The following is a 22,434-nucleotide window of genomic DNA, read 5'->3' on the forward strand; positions in this document are numbered from 1 at the left end:
TGAGAGGTGTTCGCCGTGAGGGGTGTAGCGCCTGGTAGATCGAGCGCCGCGCGGGCGGCGCTCGATCTCCCAAACGCTACACCTGCCACGGCGAGAAGCTGCCAGCCCTAACCCGATCCCCGCTTCACTTCCCGGCACTGCCATCAAAATGCGTTGTAGTCCAAATCCCTGCCTATTGTAGGACCCTTCCTAAACCCTCCCCGACCTGAAAATACCCGCCTACAGGCTGCTAGGTTCCTGGCTTCCACATTTCAAAAAGAGGCAAGCCATGAGCATGCGCATGAACATCTTCGGCCGAGGCCAGGGCCTGGACGGGGACGAAACCACCACTGGCGCCATCTGCATTGCCGGCCAGGCCAGGGGCCGCGTGCACGGTAGCGACTGGCTGCTCAAAGGCGACAAGACCACCCCCTGCCCGCGCTGTGGACAAGAGGGCACCATCATCGAGGGCGATTCCCGCTGGGCGCAGGACGGCATACCCACGGCTGTCGACGGCGCGCTGGTGCAATGCGGATGCCCATTGGGCAGCAATCGCCTGGTTGCGCCTGCGCATACAGGCCCGGCGCCGCGCAGGGCATCTGTACCTGCGGCCGTCTATGAGTCGCCGCCACAGGCTCAAACGAGTAACCAGATAAGAGATACATACCAGCCTGAGGTACTTCAGCCATCGCCCACTCCACAAGGCATGGAACCCGGCTTCTACATCGTTCCACGCTGTATGTCTTATCAGGAAGTCCTGGCAGAACTCGGCGCACCGCAGGCCAACCTGCCCCGCTCGATTCTGGAACGGCTGAACCCGACGCATCAGCGTGGATTCAAGGCAGGCGAAATCTTTGTCATCGGCGACGGCTTGCGGCGGCCGGTCTGCACGCGTGAAGAACTGATTGCGATGAGTGCGGCGAAACAGGCGCGGGAAGCGTTGGCAGAACTGACGCCGGAGGAAGCCGAATTCATGATGCGCCATCAAGCCGAGATCGCCGGGTTGCTTAGTGATGTGAGCCTGGCGATGGGGGTGAGTGAGGCGATGGTTGGCAAGTCGCTGGATGAGCTCAGCGACATATTGCGAAAAATTGAAGACCTGCATAAAGATCAATTCATCAAACATGGGCATCTTAGGCACCCTGAGTTCTTTGCGGAGCGTCAGAAACTATTTAAGCAATTAAGTGCAAACCTGAACGCGACCGTTCTGAACAAGCGGCTCAATCTCGGAAATTATGAAAGTTTGCGGCGGGACTTGGGAATCTCATCCAGAAGTTTGGTCCATCACTGGACCAAAGCGGGAGGACCGACACACATCCCTGGTTATTCGACGCACTTGGATAAACTGGCCAAGATGGCCAGATATTTGAAAACCGGAGGGCGTATAGGCGTAACCATTGGTGGCATAGGCTCGGCAATCAAAGTCTCTGAAGTCTGCAAAGAAGGAAACTCCAAAGCCTGCGAAAAAGTCAAAGTTACTGAGGCTAGTAATTTCTCTGGCGGCTTAGCTGGCGGCTGGGCGGCTGGCAAAGTAACAGCCAGAGTCTCTGCGAAGGTTTGCTGGAGATTCGGATCTGGGACTCTCGCATGCGGAATAGTAATCACTGGTGCAGGAGCCTTGGCTGGTAGCGTAGGTGGCATGGAATACGGCGAAAAACTCGGCGAATTAGTCTTCGAGGTCTTTGCAGATGATTGAGCATCTTGACTTAAAACTAAGACTATTCTTGCTAGCAACACCTGCATGCCTAATTTTAATCGGGCTTGCTGCTGATGTTCATATCGCCTGCTCTCGCCAATATAAAGAGATGACATCGGCACTCCAACGGAGTGCGTGCCTTCCATTTGCGACCGGTATGTGGGGGGAGAAAAAGATAGGCTCCAGAGTGCTAGTCATTTCTGTAATCGCTGGCACCATCGGATCACCAGCCGCAAGCATTCGCAGAGGGCTTATGGATGAGCAAGACTACCTACAATTCCCTAAAAAGCTAAAAAGAAAAATACTTATTTCATCATCGCTGAACATCATCGGCATCATCTGGATAGCCATAAATTTCTTCATCGAATAGCCAAACTGAGAGACCACCCCATATGACCTCAGACCAGAAGCACCACCCCGAATCGCTTACCACCTCGCCCCCTAAAAAAACACAACTCTATGTCATTTCCATTTCAAAACTCATAATCATGGGCTCCTTATCAATGGGCCTGTACCTTTACTACTGGTACTATCGACACTGGTTACTTATTAGAGGCCAGCACGGCTTCAGACTCATCCCACTGCTCTGTACAATTTTCGGTGCATTAACAATATACTTCTTGATGAAAAAAATCGTCGCTCGCTGCACTCAAGCGAACCGGCCTGTAGAAGGTAGTGCGCTCGGTGTCACCCTGATGTTTTGCGCCCCCATCTTAATGATAGCGGGCTGGGAATTCTATATATCCGAAAAGGTATTCGATAGCCTGCCGCTCTCAGTTTTCACCACAATCCCGATTATGCTCATGCTCCTGTACACCACCTTTTTCTCGGTAGCAATGGTGCAGATTCAACAATCAGTCAATGTTTACGAGGATGATGCGTGCGGGTTTGAAAATTCAAAAATAACTTGGGCAAATGTTCTATGGCTGATTATCTGCTGGATGCCCATTACCGCACTATTGGGATTTTTGTCGGCTTACGCACCATTAGCACTGCCCAGCCTTGCCTGAGGACTCACCGCGCGAAACCCGCCTCCACAGAGATAGCTCATCTTTCAGTCTATGCACAACTCCTGTGGGAGCGGGTTCACCCGCGAAAGGGCCGGTACAGCCAGTACAGGAATCAGCGCATCAAGCCCAACTCGGCATCATCCAGCAGCGCCTTGGCCATGGCTGAGAAGTAGTGCGAAGCCCAGAGCATCTGCTGGCCGCCATCCATCAAGCCGGTCAGCGACAAATCGCGTGCATAGCCCATCAGTTCCGAGGCCTGCTCACGGGCGCTGCGACAGGGGATGCCCTCGGCAATGCGGAACAGCGGGTGGGTTTGGCCTTCGCCTTGGTAGAAGTAGGTAACGCCAGGGGTGGTTTTGGTTTCGTCGTTCATGAGTTCGGCACCATGGAAATATGTGCCACCCATCCGTTTCCACACATAGGGGTGACAGCTGCACACGGGGTGGAAAACCAGGCATGGTGCGAACCCGGTAGGCCCAAAGGCCTCCCGCATACAGCTGTCATGACAACACACACCATTTGTCTTGCCAGGTTTCCACACCCGATCGCTGAACCGTCAGCGACAGGAAAAGCCTAGAGGGCGGGATTTGCAGGAACAATCAGACGCGTGTCGACAAGGGTTGTAGGGTATTTCGCAGTTGGCGCAGTTTCCAGTGCCAGTGCGTAGGAAGAGTCTGGAGTTGTTGTAGCCTGTGGGCTTCTTGGGGCCGCTTTGCGGCCCTTCGCGGGCACGCCCGCTCCCACAAGGGGATCGCGCATTATTTGGGCTGAGCACCAAACCTGTAGGAGCGGGCGTGCCCGCGAAGGGCTGCAAAGCAGCCCCAATAAGACCTACAGCGAACGCCGCACCTGCTGGATGCCCGGGCTCATCTGCACCTGCGAAACCGCCATGTTCAAACTCAACTCGAACCGGCTCCCCAACCCCCGCGTCGATTCATGCGACAACTTCGCCCCCAGCAATTCCCCCATCTGCCGGCAGATCGACAAACCAATCCCCAGCCCGCCATAACGCCGGGTCATCGAGCCATCGACCTGGAAGAAGCGCTGATACAGGGTCGACTGGTCCAGGTCATCGAAGCCAATACCGCTGTCGCTGACAATGAAGGTCAGCGCCAGGTCATCCAGCCCCGCCCGGCGGCCGCGCACCTGGATCATTACCCCGCCCTGGTGGGTGAACTTCAGCCCGTTGTCCACCAGGCACCCCAGGCAGCGGGCCAGTTTCTGGCCGTCACCCAGCAGCTCGTCCGGCAAGTCGGCGGGGATGTCCAGGCTCAGGTACAAGCCTTTGCCCAAAGCCTGCCCGGCATAACCGGCGCGCAAGCCCTGCAGCAGGTCACGCAGGCTGAACGGCGCAGGCTGCGCGCGCAGGCGGCCGGCCTGCAGTTCGGACAGGGTAAGAATGGCATCGACCATGTCCATCATGCCCTGGGCCGACCCCACCGCCGTGCGGTGGTACTGGGCCATTTCGGCCTCCATCGGCAGGGTGTGCATCAGCTCCAGCGAGCCGATCACGCCATTCATCGGCGTGCGCAGCTCATGGGTCACGCAGGCCAGGAATTCGTCTTTCAGCCGGTTGCTCCTGGCCAGTTGCAGGTTCAGTTGCTCCAGCGTGCGCCCGGTGTCACGCAAGGTCTGCGCCTGCTGCTCGCGCAAGCTGTTGATACGGTCGGCCAGCGCCAGCGACAGCAAGGCCACCTCCAGCGCCGACCCCAGCTGGCTGGCATACATGGTGATGAACACGTTTGGCAGGTAGCCCAGCACCATCAGGGTGTTGACCAGGCCACCGAGCAGGAACGCCGTCCAGGCGATGATGAACCAGCGTGCCACGCGCAAGCCACGCCACCAGGCGTAAAGCCCGGCAGCGAAGATGCTCACGGTAAACAGCAACGCCAGCACCGTGGCCATGCGCAGGGCGACGCCGTAGGGCATGCTCACCGCCAGCACCATGACCAGCGCGCCACCCAGCATCAGCAGCTGCAGCAACCGGTCCAAGCCACGGCTGATGCTGCCCAGTTGCAGGAAATGCCGGGCGAACTGGCAACCGAACAGGCCGGCGGCACCAATGAACAGCGGCGTCGAGGCATTCGCCCACCAGGGGCTGTCCGGCCAGAAGTAGGCCACACCGGCGCCATTCACCGACACCTGGTAAAAGCCGAACGAAGCGATATAGAGGATGTAGTAGAGGTAGCTGACGTCGCGCACGCTGAGGTAGATGAACAGGTTGTACACCAGCATCACCAGCAGCACGCCGTAGATCATCCCCAGCACATACAGGCGCGTGGGCTGCTGCTCCATGTAGGCCTCGGCGGACCACAGCGCCAGCGGCGCCTGCACCGAGCCCTGGCTGTGCAGGCGCAGGTAGGCGGTGGTTACCTGGCCAGGCGGCAGCTGCAACTCGAACAGGTAGTTGTTCTGCCGGATCTGCCGGCTGGCGTAGGGCAAGGCGTCACCGGTGCGCTGGGCCAGGCGGTAACTGCCACTGCGGTCGGGCAGGTACAGCTCCAGGTGGTCCAGCGGTGGATAGGCCAGCTCCAGCAGCCATTGCCGTGGGGCAGCGCCGGGCGCGGCGACAGGACGCAGCTCGACCTTGAGCCAGAACACCGAGGTGGAATAACCGGCGTTCAGCACGTCTTCGAGATGGGGGCGAAAGTGCTCGGCGAACCCAGGGGCACTGACCTGGGTGATGCTGGCACTGCCATCGAGGTCTTCATAAACCTGCATGGCCTTGCCCAGCGGAAGATGCCGCGTAGCGTCGTCGAAATCGACGGCCCCGGCCACCATGGGCAGCAAGCCCAGAAGCACAATCAGCAAATAGCGCATACAGCCCCAGCATGGCCTGTCCAGTCGAGTCGCGGTTGCCTCCCATCCGTTTGAGACGACACGATCCGGCAGAACCCGTTAGTAGAGTTATCCGAGCACTCTAGCATAGCTTCGCAACCTGGCAATCGGCCATATCAAAAACCAAAGAAAAGGCTCTAAATCAAGACTTTCACGAGATACAAACAAAATATTCTGACCGTTCGATCAGTAAAACTCGTTTGTCGGACGATCCGCCCAAACAGGATTGGTGGTAAGCTCGCCGACCATGAATACCTACAGCTCCCGCCCCGTTGTCCTCTGTCTCTCCGGCCACGACCCCAGTGGCGGCGCCGGCCTGCAGGCAGATATCGAAGCCCTGATCGCCCAAGGCTGTCACGCCGCACCCGCAGTGACCGCCCTGACCGTGCAGGATACCGTCAACGTTTCCGACTTCCGCGTGCTTGACCGCGAGTGGGTACTGGCCCAGGCCAACGCCGTGCTGGCCGACGCCACGGTGGCCGCCGTCAAGCTCGGCATGCTCGGTTCGATCGAGATGGTCGACACCGTCGCCGAACTGCTGGCCGCCCACCCGCACCTGCCGCTGGTCTGCGACCCGGTACTGCGTGCCGGTGGTGGTGGCCGCCTGGGCAAGGACGAAGTGGGCTACGCCCTGCGCGAACGCCTGCTGCCGCTGGCGACCATCGCTACGCCGAACCTGCCCGAAGCCCGCATCCTGGCCGAACTGCCCGAAGGCACCGCCGACGAGTGTGCCGAAAAACTGTTGCCGTTCTGTAGACACCTGCTGATTACCGGCGGTCACGGCGACGAAGACGAAATTCACAACCGCCTGTACAGCCGCGATGGCCAGCGCCACACCTGGACCTGCCAGCGCCTGCCGGGCAGCTACCATGGTTCGGGCTGCACCCTGGCCAGCGCCCTGGCCGGCCGCATGGCCCTCGGCGAGCAGCTGGAAAGCGCCGTACGCAGCGCCCTGGACTACACCTGGCGCACCCTGCGTGACGCCGAGCAACTGGGCAAGGGCCAGTACGTGCCGCGCCGCCTGCCACTGGATTTCTGCTCCTGACACGAGGCCTCCAATGAAGCTACGCGGTCTGTACGCCATCACCGACAGCCAGCTGCTCGCTGGCCGTTTCCTGTCCCATGTCGAGGCGGCACTGGAAGGCGGCGTGTGCCTGCTGCAGTACCGCGACAAAAGTGACGACGCGGCACGCCGCCTGCGTGAGGCCGAAGGGCTGATGAAGCTCTGCGAGCGCTACGGCACCCAGCTGATCATCAACGACGATGCCGAACTGGCCGCGCGCCTGGGCGTCGGCGTGCACCTGGGCCAGACCGACGGCCCACTGACCCCGGCCCGCGCCCTGCTCGGGCGCCAGGCGATCATCGGCTCCACCTGCCACGCCAGCCTCGAACTGGCCGCCCAGGCTGCCAGCGAAGGTGCCAGCTACGTGGCCTTCGGCCGCTTCTTCAACTCCGTCACCAAGCCGGGCGCCCCCGCGGCCAACATCGAACTGCTGGAGCAGGCTCGCGCCCAGGTGAAACTGCCGATCGCAGTGATCGGCGGCATTACCCTCGACAACGCCGCCCCGCTGGTCGCCCATGGTGCCGATCTGCTGGCGGTGATCCACGGCCTGTTCGGTGCCGACAGCGCGCAGGAAGTCACCCGCCGCGCCCGCGCCTTCAATGCCTTGTTCGCATCCTGATTCGAGAGAACCTTCCATGTCCCGTTCCGAAGCCCTGTTCGCCCAAGCCCAGAAGCACATCCCCGGTGGCGTCAACTCGCCGGTCCGCGCTTTCAAGAGCGTTGGCGGCACGCCGCTGTTCTTCAAGCATGCCGAAGGCGCCTACGTCGTTGACGAGGATGACAAGCGCTATGTCGACTACGTCGGCTCCTGGGGCCCGATGATTCTCGGCCACGGCCACCCGCAGGTACTGGACTCGGTACGCAGGCAGCTGGAGCACGGCCTGTCCTACGGTGCACCGACCGCCATGGAAACCGAAATGGCCGACCTGGTCTGCTCGCTGGTGCCGTCCATGGAGATGGTGCGCATGGTCAGCTCGGGCACCGAAGCCACCATGAGCGCCATCCGCCTGGCCCGTGGCTACACCGGCCGTGACGCCATCATCAAGTTCGAAGGCTGCTACCACGGCCACTCCGACAGCCTGCTGGTAAAAGCCGGCTCCGGCCTGCTGACCCAGGGCGTGCCGAGCTCGGCCGGTGTGCCGGCGGACTTCGCCAAGCACACCCTGACCCTGCCGTTCAACGACATCGCCGCTGTCGAGAAAACCCTCGCCGAAGTCGGCCAGACCGTAGCCTGCATCATCGTCGAGCCGGTGGCCGGCAACATGAACTGCGTACCGCCGGCGCCAGGCTTCCTCGAAGGCCTGCGCGAGCAGTGCGACAAGCACGGCGTGGTGTTGATCTTCGACGAAGTGATGACCGGTTTCCGCGTCTCGCTCGGCGGCGCCCAGGGCCACTATGGCATCAAGCCGGACCTGTCGACCTTCGGCAAGATCGTCGGTGGCGGTATGCCAGTCGGCTGCTTCGGCGGCAAGCGTGAAATCATGGGCTGCATCGCCCCGCTCGGCCCGGTCTACCAGGCTGGCACCCTGTCGGGCAACCCGCTGGCCATGGCTGCCGGCCTGACCACCCTGAAGCTGATCAGCCGCCCGGGCTTCCACGCCGAGCTGACCGACTACACCAGCCGCATGCTCGACGGCCTGCAACAGCGCGCCGATGCCGCTGGCGTGCCGTTCGTCACCACCCAGGCCGGCGCCATGTTCGGCCTGTACTTCAGCGGTGCCGACGACATCGTCACCTTCGACGACGTGATGGCCAGCGATGCCGAGCGCTTCAAGCGCTTCTTCCACCTGATGCTCGACGGTGGCGTGTACCTGGCACCTAGCGCGTTCGAGGCGGGCTTCACCTCCATCGCCCATGGCGACAAGGAGCTGCAAATCACCCTGGATGCGGCTGAAAAGGCTTTTGCAGCCCTGAAGTAATGCTGTGTCTGTACCGGCCCTTTCGCGGGTAAACCCGCGAAGAGGCCGGCACAGGCAATAAATACCCATGCACAATCAGCTGACTTCTCCAACCAAGCAGAAAATCGAGTAAAACTTTGTAAGGTTGGCGCTGCTTATCCCATAATGTGCCACCAGAGACATTGGCCGCAGCTTTGCAGAGGTAAGTCGATCCCCATGAACCGCACCGGCCGCGCCCTGACCCTGGGCTGCCTGTTGCTTCTTCAGCCCCTGCTGGCCCTGGCGGAGGGCGGTAACTCGTTGCTGATTCCGGCGACGGGCCGCTGCACCTTGAATGTCCAGCCTGAAGACCTGGCAAACGCCCTCAAGGCTTGTGAGCAGACGGCAACGACGGGGGATGCCCAGGCGCAATTCGAACTGGGCGAGTACTACTACACGCAAACACCGAAAAACCTGAACAAAGCCCTGAACTGGTTCGAAAAGGCCTCGCTGCAAGGCCATGCCGAGGCGCAGTACCGCCTGGGCGCCATGTTCTTCCGTGGCGAAGGGGTCAAGGCCAACAACGTGCAGGCCTACATCCTGCTGAAGATGGCCGCGGTCAACGGCGCCGAAGATGCGCTGGACATGGCCGACGAAGTGACCGAGCAAATGCCCCGCGACGAGCTTGAGCATGCCACCCAGGTGCTCGGCCAGATCTTCCGCAAGTACCTGCTGGAGCTGCAGAACGCCGAAGGGCGCACGCCCTTCTCGCCACTCCCCTGAGGGTTACTTTTCCGGCATCGGCATGGGGAACGGCATCACGTTGCCGCCGCCCTTGGCTTCGCTGATCTTGGCCGTGCCCAGGCGCTCCACCTCGTCGATGCGCACGATCGAGTGCATCGGCACGAAGCTGCGGATCACCCCCTCGAACTGGCTCTTGAGCTTCTCCTCGCTCGGGTCCACCAGCAACTGCGAGCGCTCGCCGAACACGAACTCCTCGATTTCCAGGAAGCCCCACAGGTCGCTCTGGTAGATCTGCTTGGCATACATCTCGAAGACCTGCCCCTGGTTGAGGAAGATCACTTTATAGATGGCAGGCTCGCGTTTGCTCATGTTTGTCGGGATAACACATGCGTAAGAAAAGGCGGGCATCATACCTGTACCGGCCCCTTCGCGGGCAAGCCCGCTCCCACAGGTTCTGCGCAGCCCTCAGGAACAGTGCAATCCCTGTGGGAGCGGGTTTGCCCGCGAAGAGGCCGAAACAGGCAGTACATACCGTTGAACGTTTCAGTGCTTTCGCCACTGCCATTCAAGGGTTATTCTTGAGTTCACATCCATTGCCGTCGAGCGGCTAAAAACGACCTTGAACGCACCCATAGAACCCCATCGTTTCATCCTCGAACCTTTCGAGGCCCACCGTTTCGCCAACTTGTGCGGCCAGTTCGACGAGCACCTGCGCCTGATCGAACAGCGCCTGGCCATCGAGATCCGCAACCGCGGCAATCAGTTCGAGCTGATCGGCGAACCCAAGACCACCTCCGCTGCCGAACAGCTGCTGCGCCGTCTCTACCGCGAGACCAAGGCCAGCGATCTGTCGCCGGAAACCGTGCACCTGTACCTGCAGGAATCGACCGTCGAGAACATCGACAACCCGGCCGTCAACGAGGTCAGCGTGTCGCTGCGCACGCGCAAGGGCAACATCCGCCCGCGCGGGGTCAACCAGCAACGCTACGTCAAGGAAATCCTGGCCAACGACATCAACTTCGGCATCGGCCCGGCCGGTACCGGCAAGACCTACCTGGCCGTGGCCTGCGCCGTGGACGCGCTGGAGCGCGAACAGGTGCGCCGTATCCTGCTGGTGCGCCCGGCGGTCGAGGCGGGCGAAAAACTCGGCTTTCTGCCCGGCGACCTGGCCCAGAAGATCGACCCATACCTGCGCCCGCTGTACGACGCCCTGTACGAAATGCTCGGCTTCGAACACGTGGCCAAGCTGATCGAGCGCCAGGTGATCGAGATCGCTCCGCTGGCCTACATGCGTGGCCGCACCCTGAACAACAGCTTCATCATCCTCGACGAAAGCCAGAACACCACGCTGGAACAGATGAAAATGTTCCTCACCCGTATCGGCTTCGGCTCCACCGCGGTCATCACCGGTGACATCACCCAGGTCGACCTGCCCCGTGGCACCAAGTCGGGCCTGGCGCACGTCATCGAAGTGCTGAGGGACGTTCCGGGGATCAGTTTTACCCATTTCCAACCCAAAGATGTGGTTCGTCACCCACTGGTGCAGCGCATTGTCGAGGCCTACGACCGCTTCGATGCCCGCCAGGCCAAGCCCGAGGCGCCCGGCAAAGATGCTTGAACTCGATATTCAACGGGCCACGGATGCTGCCGCCCCGGATGACACCGCCTTCCGCCGCTGGTGCGAACTGGCCCTGCGCCAGCGCAGCGCCGACTCGGAAATGACCATTCGCCTGGTCGACGAAGCCGAAGGCCGCGAGCTGAACCACACCTACCGGCACAAGGACTACGCAACCAATGTGCTGTCGTTCCCGGCCGACGTACCCGATGACCTGCTCGATATCCCGCTGCTGGGCGACCTGGTGATCTGCGTACCGGTGGTCGAGCGCGAAGCGGCCGAGCAAGGCAAATCGCTGGAAGCGCACTGGGCGCACCTGGTCATCCACGGTTGCCTGCACCTGCTCGGCTACGACCACATCGAGGATGAGGAAGCCGAGGAAATGGAAGGCCTGGAACGGGAATTGCTGGCAGAACTGGGTCACCCCGACCCGTACGCCGACGATGAAACCGACACCATCACACACTGATACACGAAGGATCACGAGAACCGCCATGAGCGAAGATCGATCGAGCAACGGGCAGAAGTCCTGGCTGGGTAAACTGACCCAGGCTTTTGCCCATGAGCCGAAAAACCGCCAGCAACTCCTGGAGCTGCTGCGCGAAGCCCATCAGAACAAACTGTTGGACAGCGAAGCGCTGACCATCGTCGAAGGCGCCATCCAGGTGGCCGACCTGCAGGTTCGCGACATCATGGTGCCGCGTTCGCAGATGATCAGCATCAAGGCCAGCCAGTCGCCGCGCGAGTTCCTGCCGGCGGTGATCGACGCCGCGCACTCGCGCTACCCGGTGATCGGCGAAAGCCACGACGATGTGCTCGGGATCCTGCTCGCCAAAGACCTGCTGCCGCTGATCCTCAAGGAGAACGGCGACAGCTTCAACATCAAGGACCTGCTGCGCCCGGCCACGTTCGTGCCCGAGTCCAAGCGCCTGAACGTGCTGCTGCGCGAGTTCCGCGCCAACCATAACCACATGGCCATCGTAATCGACGAGTACGGCGGCGTAGCCGGCCTGGTCACCATCGAGGACGTGCTGGAGCAGATCGTCGGCGACATCGAGGACGAGCACGACGTCGAGGAAGACAGCTACATCAAGCCGCTGCCCAGCGGTGACTTCCTGGTCAAGGCGCTTACCCCGATCGAGAACTTCAACGAGTTCTTCGACAGCGAATTCTCCGATGACGAGTTCGACACAGTCGGCGGCCTGGTGATGAGCGCCTTCGGTCACCTGCCCAAGCGCAACGAAACTACCGAGATCGGCCCTTACAAGTTCCGTATTCTCAATGCCGACAGCCGGCGGATACACTTGCTGCGCCTGACACCGATCACCCGTTAAGGACAAACATGCGTTGGATCACCCGCCCCGGCTGGCCCGGTAACCTGCTGGCCCTGGCGGCCGGCGCCTCCACTCTCCTGGCCCTGGCGCCGTTCGACATCTGGCCATTGGCCGTGTTGTCCATCGCCCTGCTCTACCTTGGCCTGCGCGAGCTCAGCCCGCGCCAGGCCATGTGGCGTGGCTGGTGGTTCGGCTTCGGCCTGTACGGCGCTGGCACCTGGTGGATCTACGTCAGCATGAACACCTACGGCGGCGCCTCGCCGCTGCTGGCAATCCTGCTGCTGCTGGCGTTCTTCGCCGCCCTGGCCTGGTTCTTCGCCCTGCCCACCTGGCTGTGGGCCCGCTGGTTGCGGCGCACCGAAGCACCGCTGGCCGACGCCCTGTGCTTCGCCGCCCTGTGGCTGCTGCAAGAGGCCTTCCGCGGCTGGTTCCTGACCGGTTTCCCCTGGCTCTACGCCGGCTACAGCCAGCTGGACGGCCCGCTGGCCGGCCTGGCACCGCTGGGCGGCGTGTGGCTGATTTCCTTCGCCCTGGCCCTGACCGCAGCCCTGCTGTGCAACCTGCACCGCCTGCGCGCCCGCCCCTCGTTCCTGGCGGTGGGCTGCCTGCTGTTGCTGGCCCCGTGGGTGCTGGGCCTGGTGCTCAAGGGCCATGCCTGGACCAAGCCGGCGGGCGACCCACTGAAAGTGGCAGCCATCCAGGGTAACGTCGCGCAGGACCTGAAATGGGACCCGGCGCACATCGACGCACAACTGGCGCTGTACCGTGACCTGAGCTTCAGCTCCAGGCCGGTAGACCTGCTGGTGTGGCCGGAAACCGCGGTGCCGGTGCTCAAGGACCAGGCCCAGGGCTATATCGACGTGATGGGCCGGTTCGCCGCCGAGCGGCATTCGGCGCTGATCACCGGCGTGCCCGTGCGTGAAGTGGTGCACCACCAGCGCCGCTACTACAACGGCATCACCGTTACCGGTGAAGGCGATGGCACCTACCTCAAGCAGAAGCTGGTGCCGTTTGGCGAGTATGTGCCGCTACAGGACATGCTGCGTGGCGCTATCGAGTTCTTCAACCTGCCCATGTCGGACTTCGCTCGCGGGCCGGAAGACCAGCCGCTGCTGCAGGCCAAGGGCTACCAGATTGCGCCCTACATCTGCTACGAAGTGGTCTACCCCGAATTCGCCGCTGGCCTGGCGGCCCGCAGCGACCTGCTGCTGACCATCAGCAACGACACCTGGTTCGGCACCTCGATCGGCCCGTTGCAGCACCTGCAGATGGCGCAGATGCGCGCGCTGGAAGCCGGGCGCTGGATGATCCGCGCCACCAACAATGGCGTGACTGCGCTGATCGACCCGTTTGGCCGCATTACCACGCAGGTGCCGCAGTTCCAGCAGGCGGTGCTGTATGGTGAGGTGGTGCCGATGCAGAACCTGACGCCTTACCTGCAATGGCGTTCGTGGCCGCTGGCGATTGTCTGTGCGCTGCTGCTGGGTTGGGCGGTGCTGGCCGGACGCATTGCCAAGACCGTCTGATGATGCCGCCTGTACCGGCCTCTTCGCGGGTAAACCCGCTCCCACAGGTCCTCCACCATTCTCGACGCCTGCGGGAATCCTGTGGGAGCGGGTTTACCCGCGAAGAGGCCGGTACAGGCAACACAAGGCTCAATAAAGCAGCCGATACCCCACCAACCCCGCCACTTCATTGAGCAACTGCCCGCTCTGCCACATCGCCCGGCTCTCCGGCAGCAAACCGCCAAACGGCCGCGCATGATCGCGCCCGAGGAACCCGACCGGCGCCGGCACCACCTCGAACCCCGCCTGCTCGAAGCTCCAGCGTGAGCGCTGCATGTGCCAGGCCTGGGTCACCACGACCACCCGGCGAATCCCCAACGGCTGCAGCACCTTGGCCGTAAGGCGGGCATTCTCCCAGGTCGTGCGGCTGCCCTCTTCCCGCCACTTCACCTCGACACCGAAATCTTCATGCAGTCGATCGGCCATCAACCGCGCCTCGCTCGGCGGCGTGCCATAGTGCAACCCGCCGCTGGTCAGCACCGGCAAGCCCGAAGCCTTGGCCAGCCGCGCGGCAAAGCGCATGCGCTCCAATGCTGTGACCGTGGGCTGGTCGCTGCCACCCCAGGCCGGGTCTCCCCGCTCACGCCCCGCGCCCAGCACCACGATGGCGTCCGCCCGGCTTGCCAGACCGGCCCAATCGCTTACCGACAGCGGCGCTTCGGTCTCCAGCACACGGGCGGTTTCCTGCACCACCAGCGGCAGGCTCATCAACCACAGGCCACCAAGGCCCACGGCAAAGCACAGCGCTGCCAGCCTGGGCCGGCGGCGGCGCAGCCACCACGCCACAAGCAGCAGCAGGAACAGGACACCTGGCGGCATCAGCCATTGTTTGAAGAAGAATCGGATCGGCATTGGCCACACCTCCTTGGCAGGCGTGCAGCCTAGAAGGATCGACGCCGGTCAACAAGGGTGCGGCCGGCGCCGATCGTGAGCTGTGCAAATTTTGAAGAACCGGCGCGCGATAGCCTGCGCCTGGCGTCCTGAACGACTAGCGATGTGGCAGCGTCCTGGATCTCGCCGTGCTGGCGGGGCGTTTCTTGTCCTTGAGCCAGATGATCTTGGCCGATGTCGGCTCCGCTTGTGGGTAACTGCCGACACAGGCGTTGTGGCGCTCCGGGAGGGAATCCAGGTAGGCCTTGATCAGTTCGAACTCTGCGTGGCTCAGGCCACGCAACTCCAGCTCGGCTGGCATCTCGTCGCGCAATCGCACCGAGGTCCTGGCTACTTCCAGCGCCAGGCCAAGCCGGTCGATCAGGCGTTCGTATAGCTCCGGTTTGATTGCGGGTAGCTGCGTCTCTCCCATCCGTTCACCTCATTGAAGATAAGAATATCTCCCCTCACACCTGAGCTTAGCGTCGTTGCAAAAAGCAGCCGTGTGCCGCGACCAGCGGGCATTCGCAACGAAGGTTTCCCACGATGCGCGGCGCTGCTGTATGCTACGGCGTTCACTCTAAACGACACCGGAGTGCCGGACGCAGCGAGGTTCCGCTGCCTGGAACAAGGTCTCTTCTCTCTCAGCAAAAAGTAGCCATGCACGAACAATACACGCCCCGTGATATCGAAGCCGCCGCCCAGAACTTCTGGGACGAGCAACAATCGTTCGCTGTTACCGAACAGCCAGGCAAGGACACCTACTACTGCCTGTCGATGTTCCCGTACCCGAGCGGCAAGCTACACATGGGCCACGTGCGCAACTACACCATCGGTGACGTGATTGCCCGCTACCAGCGCATGCTGGGCAAGAACGTCCTGCAGCCGATGGGCTGGGACGCTTTCGGCATGCCCGCGGAAAACGCGGCGATGAAGAACAACGTCGCCCCGGCCAAGTGGACGTACGAAAACATCGACTACATGAAGACCCAGCTCAAGAGCCTGGGCCTGGCCATCGACTGGGCACGTGAAGTCACCACCTGCAAGCCCGACTACTACCGTTGGGAGCAGTGGCTGTTCACCCGCCTGTTCGAAAAAGGCATCATCTACCGCAAGAACGGTACCGTGAACTGGGACCCGGCGGACCAGACCGTACTGGCCAACGAGCAGGTCATCGACGGCCGTGGCTGGCGTTCGGGCGCGCTGATCGAGAAGCGCGAAATCCCGATGTACTACTTCCGCATTACCGACTACGCCGACGAGCTGCTGGAAAGCCTCGACGAGCTGCCAGGCTGGCCTGAGCAGGTCAAGACCATGCAGCGCAACTGGATCGGCAAGTCGCGCGGCATGGAAGTGCAGTTCCCGTACGACCTCGCCAGCATCGGCCACGAAGGCACCCTCAAGGTCTTCACCACCCGTCCAGACACGCTGATGGGCGCCACCTACGTCGCCGTCGCCGCCGAACACCCGCTGGCCACCCAGGCCGCCCAGGGCAACCCGGCGCTGCAGGCGTTCATCGACGAGTGCAAGAGCGGCAGCGTTGCCGAAGCCGACATGGCCACCCAGGAGAAGAAGGGCATGGCCACTTCCCTGCTGGTCGAGCACCCGCTGACCGGCGAGAAGCTGCCGGTCTGGGTCGCCAACTACGTGCTGATGCACTACGGTGATGGCGCCGTAATGGCCGTGCCCGCCCACGACGAGCGCGACTTCGAGTTCGCCCACAAGTACAACCTGCCGGTCAAGGCCGTGGTGCGCACCAGCGCTGGCGATGAAGTCGGCAGCGAGTGGCTGGCCGCCTATGGCGAGCACGGCCAGCTGATCAACTCCGGCGAGTTCGACGGCCTGGACTTCGCCGGTGCCTTCGACGCCATCGAAGCCGCCCTGATCCGCAAGGAGCTGGGCAAATCGCGTACCCAATTCCGCCTGCGCGACTGGGGCATCAGCCGCCAGCGCTACTGGGGCTGCCCGATCCCGATCATCCACTGCCCGTCCTGCGGCGACGTACCGGTGCCGGAAGACCAGTTGCCGGTCACCCTGCCGGAGAACGTGGTGCCGGACGGTGCCGGTTCGCCGCTGGCGCGCATGCCTGAATTCTACGAGTGCAGCTGCCCGAAATGCGGCACCGCGGCCAAGCGCGAAACCGACACCATGGACACCTTCGTCGAGTCGTCCTGGTACTTCGCCCGCTACGCCTCGCCGAACTACGAAGGTGGCATGGTCGACCCGAAAGCGGCCAACCACTGGCTGCCGGTCGACCAGTACATCGGCGGTATCGAACACGCCATCCTGCACCTGTTGTACGCGCGCTTCTTCCACAAGCTGATGCGTGACGAAGGCCTGGTTACCTCGAACGAGCCGTTCAAGAACCTGCTGACCCAGGGCATGGTGGTCGCCGAGACCTACTACCGTGTGGCCAGCAACGGCGGCAAGGACTGGTTCAACCCGGCCGATGTCGAGGTCGAGCGCGATGCCAAGGCCAAGATCATTGGCGCCCGCCTGAAGACCGACGGCCTGCCGGTGGAAATCGGTGGCACCGAGAAGATGTCGAAGTCGAAGAACAACGGCGTCGACCCGCAATCGATGATCGACCAGTACGGCGCCGACACCTGCCGCCTGTTCATGATGTTCGCCTCGCCGCCCGACATGAGCCTGGAATGGTCCGACTCCGGCGTCGAAGGTGCCAGCCGCTTCCTGCGCCGCGTCTGGCGCCTGGCCCAGGCCCACGTGGCCCAAGGCCTGCCAGGCAAGCTGGATGTCGCCGCCCTGGACGACGCGCAGAAGGTCATCCGCCGCGCCATCCACGCTGCCATCAAACAGGCCAGCACCGACGTCGGCCAGTTCCACAAGTTCAACACCGCCATCGCCCAGGTGATGACCGTGATGAACGTGCTGGAAAAGGCCCCGCAGGCCACCGAACAGGACCGTGCCCTGCTGCAGGAAGGCCTCGAGGCCGTCACCCTGCTGCTGGCACCGATCACCCCGCACATCTCCCACGAGCTGTGGCAACAGCTGGGCCACCAGCAGGCCGTCATCGACGCCAGCTGGCCAGCCGTCGACGAGGCAGCCCTGGTACAGGACACCGTCACCCTGGTGGTGCAGGTCAACGGCAAGCTGCGTGGCCAGGTCGAAATGCCGGCCGCCGCCAGCCGCGAAGAAATCGAAGCCGCCGCGCGCAGCAACGAGAACGTCCTGCGCTTCATCGATGGCCTGACCATCCGCAAGGTCATCGTGGTACCGGGCAAGCTGGTCAACATCGTCGCCAACTGATGGCAACGCCCGCCCGCAGCCACTGCGGGCGGGCGGAACAGGCCCACAAGGGAGCAACAACATGATCAAACGCAATTTGCTGGTAATCGGCCTGGCGGTCATGCTCAGCGCCTGCGGTTTCCAGCTGCGCGGCACCGGCGCCACCGAGCTGAGCGTGAAGGAAATGGACGTCAGCGCACGCAACGCCTACGGCCCGACCGTGCTTCAGCTGCGTGAAGTACTGAAGCGTAGCGGCGTCAACGTACACGCTGGCGCACCGTACCGTCTGGTGCTGACCAACGAGCAGGAGCGCGAGCGCTCGGCGACCTACAACAGTGGCAACCGTACCGCCGAGTACGAGCTGACCACCGTGCTGAACTACAGCATCCAGGGCCTGAACAACCTGGAACTGATGAGCGACAAGCTGGAAGTACGCAAGATCTACGTGCGTGACGGCTCGAACATCACCGGCTCCGAGCAGGAGGCCAACCGCGCCCGTGAAGAAATGCGTCGCGACCTGGTCAACGCCATGGTCGTTCGCCTGCAGATGCTGACCCCGGCCCAGCTGGACGAGCTGCAACGTCAAGCCGACGAGCGTGCCAAGGCCGAAGCCGCTGCGCTGGAGGCCGCACGCCGCCAGCAGGCCGAAACGCCTCAGCAGTCACCACTGGAAGTACCGGGCAACTAAGCCCGAGCGGGGTACCTTCGGGTACCCCGCCTGTCCCCCATGAAGCTCGCCCCCGCCCAACTCAACAAGCACCTGCAAGGCGCCCTGGCACCAGTCTACGTGGTCAGCGGCGACGACCCGCTGCTGTGCCAGGAAGCCGCCGACGCCATCCGCAACGCCGCACGCCAGCAGGGCTTTGACGAACGCCAGGTATTCAGTGCCGACGCCAACTTCGACTGGGGCACCCTGCTCCAGGCCGGCGCCAGCCTGTCCCTGTTCGCCCAGCGCCGCCTGCTGGAATTGCGCCTGCCCTCGGGCAAGCCCGGTGACAAAGGCGCTGCGGCGCTGATGGAATACTGCGCCAACCCCGCCGAAGACACCCTGCTGCTGGTCAGCCTGCCCAAGCTCGACGGCAGCGCGCAGAAGACCAAGTGGGGCAAGGCCCTGATCGAAGGTGCCCACTGCCAGTTCATCCAGATCTGGCCGGTGGATGTGCACCAGCTGCCGCAGTGGATCAATCAGCGCCTGCAGCAGGCCGGCCTGTCGGCACAGCGAGACGCCGTCGACCTGATCGCCGCACGTGTGGAAGGCAACCTGCTGGCTGCAGCGCAGGAAATCGAAAAGCTCAAGCTGCTCGCCGAGGGCAACCAGATCACCGTGGAGACCGTGCAGGCCGCTGTCGCCGATAGCGCCCGCTTCGATGTCTTCGGCCTGGTAGATGCCATTCTCAATGGCGAGGCCGCGCATGCCCTGCGCATGCTCGATGGCTTGCGCGGTGAAGGCGTGGAGCCACCGGTGATCCTCTGGGCCCTGGCCCGTGAGTTGCGTCAGTTGGCCTGGCTGGCCCAGCAGTTCAGCCAGGGCGTACCGCTGGACAAGGCCTTCAGCCAGGCCCGCCCGCCGGTCTGGGACAAACGCAGGCCACTGGTCAGCAAGGCCCTGCAGCGCCTCTCGGCGCAGCGCTGGGCGCAGTTGCTGCAAGATGCCCAGCGTATCGATGCACAGATCAAGGGCCAGGCCGAGGGTTCGCCCTGGACTGGCCTGGCGCGCTTGTCGCTGCTGATGGCCGGCCAGCGCCTGGCGCTACCCGCCGAGTAATTGGGGCCGCTGTGGGAGCGGGCATGCCCGCGAATCAGGCGACGCAGTGGATGGCACCGGCTTCGCCGGTGTTCGCGGGCACGCCCGCTCCCACAGGGCTGCAATGCCCCCAACATCTCGACCATAAACACAATCAATTGGCCCCACCCTGCCCCAAGCCCTACAGTGCGCCCGAACCCACCCAACCCGGGAACCCCGCCATGAGCAAGAAGCCGAAAAAGCACGGCCCCAACAAGGCCAAGTCGATCATCGCCCAGCCGCTGTTCCGCTGCCGCCAGGAACGACCGAACAAGGGCAAAGGCAGCTACCGCCGCGAAGCCTTCCAATCGAGAGATTGGGAGGCTTCCTACTTTTTGGCAGCATGAAAGCATCGAAAGCGCAGGCATGGTATGGTCGTCACCTGACCTGCAATTCTGGATCTGTGCATGCTTCTCAGTCTTCTCCCCCGCTGGAAAACCCGTCAGCTGATCGCGGCCTCCAGTTTCATCCTGCTCGTGGCCTGCGCAGAAAAGCCCACCGCCGCCGATGCCCTGCCGCTGGCCCCCGCCCAGCCCGCCCCGGTGGTGACCCTGCCCGGCACAACGCCTGACAGCAGCACTGAAATCCAGCCTCTGCAAACCTTCGCGCAATGGCAGGCCGGCTTCCGCCAGCAAGCCCTGCAAGCCGGCATTTCGCAGGACACCTTCGACCGCGCCTTCCTCGGCATCACCCCTGACATGGACGTGATCAAGGCCGATCGCAGCCAGCCGGAGTTCACCCGCCCGGTATGGGAATACCTCGAAGGTGCCCTGTCGCCCCTGCGTGTGCGCAACGGCAAGAAACTACTGGAGCAGAACGCCGGTCTGCTGACCAGCATCGAGCAACGCTATGGCGTCGATCGCCAGGTGCTGGTCGCGATATGGGGCATGGAAAGCAACTTCGGCCAGTTCCAAGGCAACAAGTCGGTGATCCGCTCGCTGGCGACCCTGGCCTATGAAGGCCGCCGTCCGCAGTTCGCCCATGACCAGCTGATCGCCGCGCTGCAGATCATCCAGCATGGCGATATCCAGCCTGAGGCCATGCGCGGCTCGTGGGCCGGCGCCATGGGCCAGACCCAGTTCATTCCGACCACCTACAACACCCATGCCGTGGACTTCGACGGCGATGGCCGCCGAGACATCTGGAACAGCACAGCAGACGCCCTGGCCTCGACCGCGCACTACCTGCAAAGCTCGGGCTGGAAACGTGGCCAGCCGTGGGGCTTCGAGGTACAGGTGCCAACTGGCTTCGATTACTGGCAGGCCGATGGTGCGCTGCGCAAGCCGGTGAGCGAGTGGCTGGCAATGGGCGTGAAACTGCCTGCCGGTACCCAGCTGCCCGCAGGTAGCAACCAGCTGTCTGCCGCCCTGCTGCTGCCAGCTGGCGCGCGTGGCCCGGCGTTCCTGGTACTGGACAACTTCCGCGCCATCCTCAAGTACAACAACTCGTCGTCCTACGCGCTGGCGGTAAGCCTGCTGGGTGATCGCTTTACGGGCTGGGGCTTCATTGCCGGCAGCTGGCCGAAAGACGACCTGCCGCTCAGCCGCAGCGAGCGCATGGAGCTGCAGAACCTGCTGAACAGCAACGGGCACGAAGCTGGTAATGCCGATGGCATCATTGGCGCCAATACCCGCAAGGCGATCCGCAATGCCCAGCAAGGGTTGGGATGGCCGGCGGATGGGTATCCGACCCACAAGCTGCTCGAGAGCCTGCGCAAATAGTGAGATTGCGGGGGCGCGTTGCGCCCCTTTCGCGACACAAGGCCGCTCCCACAAGCGATAGCACTTCTCCTGTGGGAGCGGCCTTGTGTCGCGATGGGCTGCAAGGCAGCCCCGACAATCTCAAGCCTGGAAAAGATCCTGCTCCAGCATCAGCCTCTGCCGAACACTGTCCAGCCTGACCCGAGCCCCCAAGGGCAAGCACACATTCGGGTCACAATGCCCACTGCGCCACCCGGCCAGTACCGGCACACCCAGCGGCGCGAAGATATCCTCCAGCAAGGGCGTCAGCGCCGCAGTGGTAATTCCGGCAAAGTCCCCCGCCAGCACACCCTTCACCCCCTCCAGCTTGCCCGCCAGGCGCAACTGGGTGAGCAAGCGGTCCACCCGGTACAGCGGCTCGTTGACGTCCTCGATGAACAGGATGCAGCCCTGGGTATCCAGCTCGGCATTTGTCCCCAGGGTCGCGCCTAGCATCGACAGGTTGCCTCCCAACAGCGGCCCGCTGGCCACCCCATGCAGCACGCTGCTCAAGGTGAAGTCAGCGGGGTGCACGATCTGCTCTCCTGCCCGCACATGCCCACCCAGCTGCGCCAGCAACGAAGCCTCGGTCGGCGGCAACTTGGCCCCCAGCAGGTCGGCATTGAGCATCCCTCCATGGAAGGTGACCAGCCCGGTATGCCGGTAGATCGCCGTGTGCAGCGCGGTGATGTCGCTGTAACCGATCAGCGGCTTGGGGTTGCGCCGGATCAGTTCGAAATCGAGCTGGTCGAGCAGGCGCATGCTGCCGTACCCCCCACGCATGCACAAAATGGCGTCGATGGCCGGGTCGGCAAAGGCATCATGCAGGTCCTGCAACCGCTGCTGGTCCGGCCCCGCCAGGTAGCCCTGGGCCTGAAGGGCCCCCGGGTAGATGCGGCAACTGTAACCTCGATCAACGAACCACTGGTTGACCTTGTGCGTATCCAGCCGCGCCGCGCCCGCCGGGGCGACAATGGCAAAACAGGCATTACGCGGCAGTGCGGCTGGCAGGCTGGGTTGGAAGGTTTCGGCGCAATTCATCGCGGCTCCTTGCAGCGCGTGTGGCACAAACAAA

22 protein-coding genes are annotated in these 22,434 nt (G+C 62.8%); 16 read left to right on the plus strand and 6 right to left on the minus strand.

Annotated elements, in window-relative coordinates; genetic code table 11:
• The first annotated feature begins 268 nt into the window (after nucleotides 1-268).
• Genes A4C63_RS05495 through A4C63_RS05505 form a run of 3 tightly spaced genes read left to right on the plus strand, consistent with a single transcriptional unit; the run spans nucleotide 269 to nucleotide 2,685 of the window.
• Nucleotides 269-1,675, plus strand: a complete 1,407-nt coding sequence (locus tag A4C63_RS05495) for a PAAR domain-containing protein (protein WP_082888269.1) — start codon at nucleotides 269-271, stop codon at nucleotides 1,673-1,675.
• Nucleotides 1,668-2,045 carry a hypothetical protein gene (locus A4C63_RS05500; RefSeq protein ID WP_063911836.1) on the plus strand — a complete coding sequence of 126 codons (378 nt, stop codon included), beginning with the start codon at nucleotides 1,668-1,670 and terminating at the stop codon, nucleotides 2,043-2,045. The genes A4C63_RS05495 and A4C63_RS05500 overlap by 8 nt, the downstream gene beginning before the upstream one ends.
• Nucleotides 2,046-2,067: 22 nt before the next feature.
• On the plus strand, nucleotides 2,068-2,685 hold the full coding sequence (locus A4C63_RS05505) for a hypothetical protein (protein ID WP_256202899.1): 618 nt from the start codon (nucleotides 2,068-2,070) through the stop codon (nucleotides 2,683-2,685).
• 112 nt (nucleotides 2,686-2,797) lie between these two features.
• Here A4C63_RS05505 and A4C63_RS05510 read toward each other — a convergent pair whose 3' ends face one another.
• Together A4C63_RS05510 and A4C63_RS05515 are read right to left on the minus strand one after the other, a co-directional pair.
• A complete protein-coding gene (locus A4C63_RS05510) occupies nucleotides 2,798-3,058 on the minus strand; it encodes a DUF3077 domain-containing protein (protein WP_063912402.1) in 261 nt (86 codons plus the stop codon).
• Between the two features lie 458 nt (nucleotides 3,059-3,516).
• Nucleotides 3,517-5,505: a hybrid sensor histidine kinase/response regulator gene (locus A4C63_RS05515; RefSeq protein WP_063911837.1), complete on the minus strand. Its 1,989-nt coding sequence runs from the start codon at nucleotides 5,503-5,505 to the stop codon at nucleotides 3,517-3,519.
• 265 nt (nucleotides 5,506-5,770) lie between these two features.
• Here A4C63_RS05515 and A4C63_RS05520 point away from each other — a divergent pair, with 265 nt between their 5' ends.
• The 4 genes from A4C63_RS05520 to A4C63_RS05535 all read left to right on the plus strand — a co-directional run bounded on the left by A4C63_RS05520 (nucleotide 5,771) and on the right by A4C63_RS05535 (nucleotide 9,246).
• Nucleotides 5,771-6,568: a hydroxymethylpyrimidine/phosphomethylpyrimidine kinase gene (locus A4C63_RS05520; protein ID WP_063911838.1), complete on the plus strand. Its 798-nt coding sequence runs from the start codon at nucleotides 5,771-5,773 to the stop codon at nucleotides 6,566-6,568.
• A 13-nt stretch (nucleotides 6,569-6,581) separates the two neighbouring features.
• Nucleotides 6,582-7,205, plus strand: a complete 624-nt coding sequence (thiE, locus tag A4C63_RS05525; RefSeq protein WP_063911839.1) for a thiamine phosphate synthase — start codon at nucleotides 6,582-6,584, stop codon at nucleotides 7,203-7,205.
• A gap of 16 nt (nucleotides 7,206-7,221) precedes the next feature.
• Nucleotides 7,222-8,505 carry a glutamate-1-semialdehyde 2,1-aminomutase gene (gene hemL / locus A4C63_RS05530; RefSeq protein WP_063911840.1) on the plus strand — a complete coding sequence of 428 codons (1,284 nt, stop codon included), beginning with the start codon at nucleotides 7,222-7,224 and terminating at the stop codon, nucleotides 8,503-8,505.
• A 195-nt stretch (nucleotides 8,506-8,700) separates the two neighbouring features.
• Complete coding sequence (locus A4C63_RS05535) at nucleotides 8,701-9,246, plus strand: tetratricopeptide repeat protein (protein WP_063911841.1); 546 nt, start codon at nucleotides 8,701-8,703, stop codon at nucleotides 9,244-9,246.
• A 3-nt stretch (nucleotides 9,247-9,249) separates the two neighbouring features.
• Here A4C63_RS05535 and A4C63_RS05540 read toward each other — a convergent pair whose 3' ends face one another.
• Nucleotides 9,250-9,576, minus strand: a complete 327-nt coding sequence (locus A4C63_RS05540; protein ID WP_063911842.1) for a DUF1820 family protein — start codon at nucleotides 9,574-9,576, stop codon at nucleotides 9,250-9,252.
• Nucleotides 9,577-9,826: 250 nt separating this feature from the next.
• Here A4C63_RS05540 and A4C63_RS05545 point away from each other — a divergent pair, with 250 nt between their 5' ends.
• The 4 genes from A4C63_RS05545 to lnt are packed head-to-tail and all read left to right on the plus strand — an operon-like array spanning nucleotide 9,827 to nucleotide 13,682.
• Nucleotides 9,827-10,825 (plus strand): PhoH family protein, encoded by a 999-nt coding sequence (locus tag A4C63_RS05545; protein ID WP_063911843.1) that lies wholly within the window; start codon nucleotides 9,827-9,829, stop codon nucleotides 10,823-10,825.
• Nucleotides 10,818-11,291, plus strand: a complete 474-nt coding sequence (gene ybeY / locus A4C63_RS05550) for an rRNA maturation RNase YbeY (RefSeq protein ID WP_015271932.1) — start codon at nucleotides 10,818-10,820, stop codon at nucleotides 11,289-11,291. The genes A4C63_RS05545 and ybeY overlap by 8 nt, the downstream gene beginning before the upstream one ends.
• A gap of 25 nt (nucleotides 11,292-11,316) precedes the next feature.
• Nucleotides 11,317-12,156: an HlyC/CorC family transporter gene (locus tag A4C63_RS05555; protein ID WP_003257584.1), complete on the plus strand. Its 840-nt coding sequence runs from the start codon at nucleotides 11,317-11,319 to the stop codon at nucleotides 12,154-12,156.
• An 8-nt stretch (nucleotides 12,157-12,164) separates the two neighbouring features.
• Nucleotides 12,165-13,682 carry an apolipoprotein N-acyltransferase gene (gene lnt, locus A4C63_RS05560; protein WP_063911844.1) on the plus strand — a complete coding sequence of 506 codons (1,518 nt, stop codon included), beginning with the start codon at nucleotides 12,165-12,167 and terminating at the stop codon, nucleotides 13,680-13,682.
• A 129-nt stretch (nucleotides 13,683-13,811) separates the two neighbouring features.
• Here lnt and A4C63_RS05565 read toward each other — a convergent pair whose 3' ends face one another.
• Complete coding sequence (locus A4C63_RS05565) at nucleotides 13,812-14,573, minus strand: YdcF family protein (RefSeq protein ID WP_063911845.1); 762 nt, start codon at nucleotides 14,571-14,573, stop codon at nucleotides 13,812-13,814.
• A 136-nt stretch (nucleotides 14,574-14,709) separates the two neighbouring features.
• Entirely contained in the window at nucleotides 14,710-15,024 is a 315-nt protein-coding gene (locus A4C63_RS05570; protein ID WP_063911846.1) for a hypothetical protein, read from the minus strand.
• A 227-nt stretch (nucleotides 15,025-15,251) separates the two neighbouring features.
• Between A4C63_RS05570 and leuS the strand changes: the two genes are divergently transcribed.
• The 5 genes from leuS (at nucleotide 15,252) to A4C63_RS05595 (ending at nucleotide 21,341) form a co-directional block, all read left to right on the plus strand.
• A complete protein-coding gene (leuS, locus tag A4C63_RS05575) occupies nucleotides 15,252-17,858 on the plus strand; it encodes a leucine--tRNA ligase (protein ID WP_063911847.1) in 2,607 nt (868 codons plus the stop codon).
• A gap of 61 nt (nucleotides 17,859-17,919) precedes the next feature.
• The gene (gene lptE / locus A4C63_RS05580) at nucleotides 17,920-18,525 is read left to right on the plus strand and encodes an LPS assembly lipoprotein LptE (protein ID WP_063911848.1); all 606 of its coding nucleotides are present in this window, start codon (nucleotides 17,920-17,922) and stop codon (nucleotides 18,523-18,525) included.
• Nucleotides 18,526-18,564: 39 nt separating this feature from the next.
• Nucleotides 18,565-19,602, plus strand: a complete 1,038-nt coding sequence (gene holA / locus A4C63_RS05585; protein ID WP_063911849.1) for a DNA polymerase III subunit delta — start codon at nucleotides 18,565-18,567, stop codon at nucleotides 19,600-19,602.
• 200 nt (nucleotides 19,603-19,802) lie between these two features.
• Nucleotides 19,803-19,967: an alternative ribosome rescue factor ArfA gene (arfA, locus tag A4C63_RS05590; protein WP_025340762.1), complete on the plus strand. Its 165-nt coding sequence runs from the start codon at nucleotides 19,803-19,805 to the stop codon at nucleotides 19,965-19,967.
• A 60-nt stretch (nucleotides 19,968-20,027) separates the two neighbouring features.
• Nucleotides 20,028-21,341 carry a lytic murein transglycosylase gene (locus tag A4C63_RS05595; protein WP_063911850.1) on the plus strand — a complete coding sequence of 438 codons (1,314 nt, stop codon included), beginning with the start codon at nucleotides 20,028-20,030 and terminating at the stop codon, nucleotides 21,339-21,341.
• A gap of 120 nt (nucleotides 21,342-21,461) precedes the next feature.
• Here A4C63_RS05595 and A4C63_RS05600 read toward each other — a convergent pair whose 3' ends face one another.
• A complete protein-coding gene (locus A4C63_RS05600; RefSeq protein ID WP_063911851.1) occupies nucleotides 21,462-22,400 on the minus strand; it encodes an LD-carboxypeptidase in 939 nt (312 codons plus the stop codon).
• Nucleotides 22,401-22,434 lie beyond the last annotated feature (34 nt).

Origin of the sequence: Pseudomonas sp. p21 (assembly GCF_001642705.1) — a bacterium.
Classification (GTDB): Bacteria; Pseudomonadota; Gammaproteobacteria; order Pseudomonadales; family Pseudomonadaceae; genus Aquipseudomonas.